The organism is Mycobacterium sp. NGS40 (assembly GCF_059812735.1).
The window spans coordinates 1-5709 of the sequence record NZ_JCALDG010000062.1; the positions used below are offsets into that span (position 1 = coordinate 1).

8 protein-coding genes are annotated in these 5709 nt (G+C 60.9%); 6 read left to right on the plus strand and 2 right to left on the minus strand.

Annotated features, from left to right (window positions below; translation table 11 throughout):
- Positions 1-571 (plus strand): helicase associated domain-containing protein (locus AC5Y5O_RS31615; protein WP_500028710.1); only part of this gene is annotated, 571 nt, incomplete at its 5' end.
- A complete protein-coding gene (locus tag AC5Y5O_RS31620; protein ID WP_096287351.1) occupies positions 568-1401 on the plus strand; it encodes a hypothetical protein in 834 nt (277 codons plus the stop codon). The genes AC5Y5O_RS31615 and AC5Y5O_RS31620, both read left to right, overlap by 4 nt.
- Positions 1402-1961: 560 nt before the next feature.
- Here the strand turns inward: AC5Y5O_RS31620 and AC5Y5O_RS31625 are convergent.
- Both AC5Y5O_RS31625 and AC5Y5O_RS31630 read right to left on the minus strand, forming a co-directional pair.
- Complete coding sequence (locus AC5Y5O_RS31625; protein WP_500028711.1) at positions 1962-2522, minus strand: potassium channel family protein; 561 nt, start codon at positions 2520-2522, stop codon at positions 1962-1964.
- A gap of 10 nt (positions 2523-2532) precedes the next feature.
- Complete coding sequence (locus AC5Y5O_RS31630; protein ID WP_500028712.1) at positions 2533-2793, minus strand: hypothetical protein; 261 nt, start codon at positions 2791-2793, stop codon at positions 2533-2535.
- A gap of 571 nt (positions 2794-3364) precedes the next feature.
- On the opposite strand from AC5Y5O_RS31630, the gene AC5Y5O_RS31635 reads away from it, so the two are divergent.
- The 4 genes from AC5Y5O_RS31635 to AC5Y5O_RS31650 form a co-directional block, all read left to right on the plus strand.
- Positions 3365-4015: a DUF732 domain-containing protein gene (locus AC5Y5O_RS31635; RefSeq protein ID WP_500028713.1), complete on the plus strand. Its 651-nt coding sequence runs from the start codon at positions 3365-3367 to the stop codon at positions 4013-4015.
- A gap of 209 nt (positions 4016-4224) precedes the next feature.
- Positions 4225-4803, plus strand: coding sequence for a hypothetical protein (locus AC5Y5O_RS31640; protein WP_500028714.1), 579 nt, complete (start codon positions 4225-4227; stop codon positions 4801-4803).
- 3 nt (positions 4804-4806) lie between these two features.
- On the plus strand, positions 4807-5274 hold the full coding sequence (locus AC5Y5O_RS31645) for a hypothetical protein (protein ID WP_500028715.1): 468 nt from the start codon (positions 4807-4809) through the stop codon (positions 5272-5274).
- 96 nt (positions 5275-5370) lie between these two features.
- Positions 5371-5709: hypothetical protein (locus AC5Y5O_RS31650; protein WP_500028716.1), on the plus strand; the 339-nt coding region annotated here is incomplete at its 3' end.

Here is a 5709-nt window from a genome sequence, read left to right on the forward strand (position 1 = left end):
CATCAAGGCTGCCTTTAAGACCGAGGACGACTATCGCCTGGGCCAGTGGGTCACCGTTCAGCGTCAGGAACGCACCCGAGGAACCCTAGAAGCAGACCGTCAGCAACGGCTTCAAGACATACCTGAATGGACCTGGGACCCCCTCGCTGATCTCTGGGAAGAGGGTTTCCGGCACGCGCAGGAATACGCCAAGGTCAACGGTCACGCCGCGGTTCCGCAAAACCACGTAGCGGACGATGAGTACGCCCTCGGAGCTTGGATTGCCACCCAGCGATTTAAGTACAGTAAGAACGCCCTTCTGGCCGAACGCGTGCAGCGTCTGAGTGATCTCACCGGCTGGGTCTGGGACACCCGAGCCACCAAGTGGCCGGAGGGGTTCGGGAAGCTCCAGGAGTATTACGGAGCGAACGGCACCACTCGCGTCTTGCAGACATACAAGGCCCCGGACGACTATCCACTCGGAACATGGGTCAGCACACAGCGCGGCACCTATCGCAAGGGTGCCATGCCCGCCGACAGAATCGCGCTTCTGGAAAACCTGGGCGATTGGACATGGGACACACGCGCATGACCGAGCAGGCCGACATGGGTGAGGCCGCCAAGGCTGCGACCGAGTGGGAGCGAGCGATTGCTGAGGGCTTGCGATATCCGGGGCTGGAGGAGCACCGTGCCATCGAGTTCCTGGCAGCCACCGACGACGGCTCCGCCATAGACGGCTGGCACTGGCTGATCGAGTGGACGACGACGTCGTTCTACATCAAGTCGATGAACCCGGCCATCCAGGGAGCCAAGGTCAGCATCCATGGGCCCGACGCCCAGCACCCAGGCCGAGAGCACTTCCGCTTCGACGTTGAGAGAACGAATCCCGATCGCGCCGCAAGGGCGACCCGTGCTGGTGGGCGCTGGCTCACCGACACCAGCGACTTGCCCTACCTGTTCACTGGTCGGGGGGTGAGCGAGCACGTCGATCACATAGTGCGTTTCAGTGCGGGACACGACGCGTTCGTTGCCGGAGCGCCTCCTGCGCACGGTTCCGACTGGCCGAAGGAGAAGGCGACCATGAGAGGTCTTCTGCCGATACCCGGCGAAGGGCGCGTCATCCACGTGGACGTCTTCGTCAGCTACGACGGCGACCCCTATTGGCCGAATACGGAGGCGATCCGTGCTCAGCGAGCGGGGTTGGGGTTCATGACCAACTCATTGGGCTGGAAGCTCTCGGTGGTCGTCTTCGACCGCCCCACTGGTTCCGAACCCGACCCGTGTGGCGACTTTCGCAGCGAATTCTCTGTAGATCGGTGCTTTCGCGGCATAGCCGCAACGGTCGATGACACGGGCCTACTTTGGCTGTGCGAGAAGCTCTTTCCCTTCGATGAGGTCGAGGAACCGAGGCCAGACTGTTGACACCGAACAGTTCACTGGGAACGCCCTGGTGTTGCAGAGGGCACGGTGACGGCTTCATTGCCCGGCGTTGTCGGAGTCATGGGTAAGGCCGAATTGATGGCATACCAAACGACCACTACGGTTAGTTGGCGAATGGGATGCACGAGTGCCTCGACGCCGCCCGTCGACGTGCTGAGGAGGGCGTCACGCCTGGCCGACGCGACGAGTCGCCTTGCGGCACAGCCCGCCTACTCGTCGTCATGGATAGCAACGCGGATAGCAACGGCACCCGATTCGGGGACATCCACCATCGTCCGTCGGCGTCCTCGAAACGTGTGTGACCTCGCTGAACGGGACACCGGCGAACACATACGGACCCCTTCGACGACACTGGGGGTCAAGTGGTCGCAGGTTCAAATCCTGTCAGCCCGACAAGTGTTTTTGCAGGTCAGAGGATCTTTTCGTAGCTGACGCCGGACGGGTACGCGATCCATGTGCGATCCGGCTAGCAAACTTTAGCGGTCGCCGGGGTGTCATACGACCCGACGGGAGCAGCGTCCCAGTGACCCACCGAAATCGGACTACCGGTCCTCGTCCTTCGTACCCCGTGACGCCATCACCCGCTGGGCCGCAGTGCCCAGTGCGATAACGACCAGATAAAGGCTGGCAATCATCTGCCCTGTGACGATCAAACGTGCGGCACCGCTGACCGGATGAATATCGCCCATGCCCGTCGTCGTGGCTGTGCTGATCGCGAAGTAGGCGGCATCAATTCCGGTTAGTTTTTGGTCGAATGCTCCGGGGTTTGCGACTGACACACCGTAATACCACTGGGCAAAGTTGCCTTCAATCAAGATGACTTGACCGAGCACCAGCCAGAGAATTGCCACGGCGGATACCGCTTGAAAGTACTTGCCGTGCAGGAGAAACCAGACGTAAATCACTCCAATCACCAGGGCGACAGCGGTATCAACTATGGCGCGGGTTCCTGCGGGTGCGGGCGGGTCCCAGAGCGCTCGCCAGGGCGTTGTGGTGACGTAGACCCAGACACCCCAACCAAAGAGCCACAACAGGTGAGAACGAAGGTTCCGGGGGCCGCGCCATCGGGTCCACCGCGATTGGCGCGGCTGATCGGATGACATGTCGCGAACACTACGCGTGGCGCTGGCCACCGTCGCTGGCCTCGCGCAACCGCTGCGCCCAAATAGCTGCGGCGATGAGGTGCGGTGGCAAAGATTGCTTGGATAGGCCCGAGTTGCACTCGTCGCACATGACGGCCAAGTTCTGGTCGCTCGCCAGGTCGTGGTCCGACAGGCCGACCAGGCGGGCGTCGTGGACTGAAACCAGGTGACCGATCTCTAGGGCAACGTCACTGCGGTGGCACATGATGCAGGCGAAGTTGTCGCGCAGCAAGATTCGGCTGCGCTGACCTGGCCGGACATCCGGCCTTGTGCTCAGTGTTCGACGTTCTCGGCCGGTCTCGGATCGCGGCGCGTTGTAGCAATAGCGTTGGCACTGAGCGCATCTCACGGTGTCTTGACCGCCGCGCGTGGCGATAGTGCCGTCCGGGCAGCCACACGCGGGACATGGCTCGCGCATGGGGTGCGCGCACTGGTCCGCAACGGTGGTCATGTGCGAAAGGTACGTTCGTCGTCACACCACGCAAAGGGGCCTTGTTAATAAAGCGAGGGCACAAGCTGGGGATAAGGTAGCCGAATCGTGTTGACATCGCGGTGGACAGCTCTGTGGATGACGCGCCGTCATCGAGGTAAAACCGCAGCTAGATGACCTCTCGGTCCCAACTTTTCACATGTGGACCCGAATCCCTTCGGCGTGTCGTCGCACGTTACCGCGCCGGGCGTGTCGTCCGCGCGGCCCGGCGCTACACGAACCAGCGATTGCGTCCCTTCTGAAAAACACCTTCTGATGCAGTTCCTACGAGATAATCCCTCCGCGATAGCTCGCACGGCAAAGGTGGTGACCGATGAGTGACGGACCGGAAACGTCCGGACCCCCGGAGGGTCACGCCAGCGATCTAACCCAGGCGGGGCGGGCTCCCAGCGAAGAGACGACCAGCCTGCCGACCGCTGCCGCTGCGACACCGGAGCTGGCCTGGTCCCTAGACGACGGTGCGGACGAGCCAGCTCATCGGCCCTGGCGGTCAGTTTGGGGAATCGTTGCGGTGATTGCGGCGTGCAGCGTCGTGATAGCCGGTGTGACCGGTGTCGTGTTGTGGGTGTCGCGCACGAATACCGATGTTGCGCCACTGCCACCGGCCGCACGCCCCTCGACAACGACTGTGACACAATCGAATACACCACCGTCAACTGTAACTGTGACGGCAGCATCGACGACACCGGCAACACTACCGGCGACGACAGAACCGACCCCAGCTGCATTGCAAGGCGCAGACGCCCGATTTATCACGTTCCTGCGCGGCAACGGACCAATCGGTTTCAACTCGATATCTACTACTACCGCCATCGCAGACGCACACCTGGTGTGCGAGGACTTGCAACAGGGTACGGGTTTTCAGAACATCACCGACAAGCTGCAAAACCTCTCACCCAACGACATCACCTGGTTTGTGAACGTCGCACCCGGTTTCTACTGTCCGCAGTTCAATAACTACTAGGGTGCCCGCCACAACACAGGGGAGCCAAGCACCGACCTCTGGCGTCTAAGCCGGTATGGATGACATCGAACGCGCGGCTATCCGCGCGGAAGGCTATACCCCGATGACCCCGCCGTGGTGGGTGCGTTAGCCCGAGTGCGCGCCGACTTGGCCGCGACACACCGTGCACATCCACGGAGGTATCGGCGCAGAACCTAGCGTTGTTAGCCATGAACCAATGGGTCGTCCCGCTCGCTGTCGCGTTGATCGGGGCCACTGCCACGCTGACCGCCGCGTACGTCGCCTATGCCAAAGATCGCAAAAATGAGCGGACGATAATCCTTCAGGACTTGGAGATTGCCGCCAAACTGCCGGACGACTCCCAGGCGGCTGAGATCCTGAGAACCTACGCCGGGCGGCGCGCGTTGTTCTTACCGTTAGAGCCGTATTACCGGTGGCTCGCCCGCCGCGAAATTGGGTCTTCCATGCTGATCAGCAGTATCTCGGTGGCAGTCGCGTTGATGTCGCAACCAACGCCCGCTTCATACCTGAGGAGCTATTTTGCCGTGTTTTGCTTTCTCAGCGTGCTATTCCTGCCCTGGATTGTCTATCGGCGCAGGCGTGCAGACGTCCTCAACCACTACATAACCGAATTGGATATCAACCGAGACACCTTGGGGTCCATGGAAGAGCTTTACCACCGCAGCTATCGGGCGTCGACCTTCTGGACTGCTCTTGGTCAGTTGTGGTCGTGGCTGAAACGAAAGTGGGCGGGGGACCAACGAAGCGACACAGATACGGAGGATTGACCGATGCAGACACTTGGGAACACTCTTCAGTTAGCCGGGTCGATCATCACCCTAGGTGGCCTGATCTATATATGGCACAAGGCTTCTGGTCGTTTAGTGCAGTGGCGTGACGGGCTGAGGGATAGACTCAACCAGCTCCGCAAATCGACGAACATCATCATCACACCCGGGCCAGCAAGAATCACCATCAAAGCTCACGCACCAACCATTCGTATTAGTGGGGGCACGACAGAGGACCGGCTTGCGCGGATGGAAGCCGAAAATACAAGGTGCGCAGATGAACTCAAAACGCTAGCAGATGCAGTCAAAAAGCTGACCGGTGATTTCCGAGCTGAGATGGATGCGGCGACCACTGCCGTTCTGGACGAGTCGAAAAGGCTTTCCGATGCTGTGCGCCTGAAAGACGTGTACCCGGCGATGGTCGGGCTGGTGGTCAGTAGCGCTGGCATCATCTGCCAGCTAGCCGGGTAACGCGCTGCGCGCCAAGCCTGGCCACGGCCCACCGCCGTCACGATGTCTCGGATTCCCGCCCCCTAACAGCGCCGGTGGCCTTAGAGTCAGCTTCCTATGGGACGTTCACAGGCCCATACGGCCTGGGTAACAAGCAGATCGGCGGACATAGACAGAGTGTTCGACGTCCACCATGAGCTCACCGGAAGGGGCGCTGGTAGGCGTTGGGAAGCCGAACACCTCATCGGTGCAATCGTTGCGCGTCTGGTCGCGGAGTTTCAGGGCTACTGCCGCGATCTGCACGACGAATCAGTTGACCACGTCGTGGGCTGTCTGGGGGTGACCGACGCGGGACTACTAGCGCTCACGCGAGCCGCTTATATCCGCGACCGCGACCTAAGCACGGGAAATCCAACCTGGAACGCCCTAAAAAACGATTTCGGGCGGCTAGAGATG

Excerpts from the sequence above, each read along its gene's own strand:
- AC5Y5O_RS31625 (WP_500028711.1), bottom strand. The coding sequence starts at position 2,522 with ATGTCATCCGATCAGCCGCGCCAATCGCGGTGGACCCGATGGCGCGGC.
- AC5Y5O_RS31645 (WP_500028715.1), top strand. The coding sequence starts at position 4,807 with ATGCAGACACTTGGGAACACTCTTCAGTTAGCCGGGTCGATCATCACC.
- AC5Y5O_RS31635 (WP_500028713.1), top strand. The coding sequence starts at position 3,365 with ATGAGTGACGGACCGGAAACGTCCGGACCCCCGGAGGGTCACGCCAGC.
- AC5Y5O_RS31620 (WP_096287351.1), top strand. The coding sequence starts at position 568 with ATGACCGAGCAGGCCGACATGGGTGAGGCCGCCAAGGCTGCGACCGAG.
- AC5Y5O_RS31640 (WP_500028714.1), top strand. The coding sequence starts at position 4,225 with ATGAACCAATGGGTCGTCCCGCTCGCTGTCGCGTTGATCGGGGCCACT.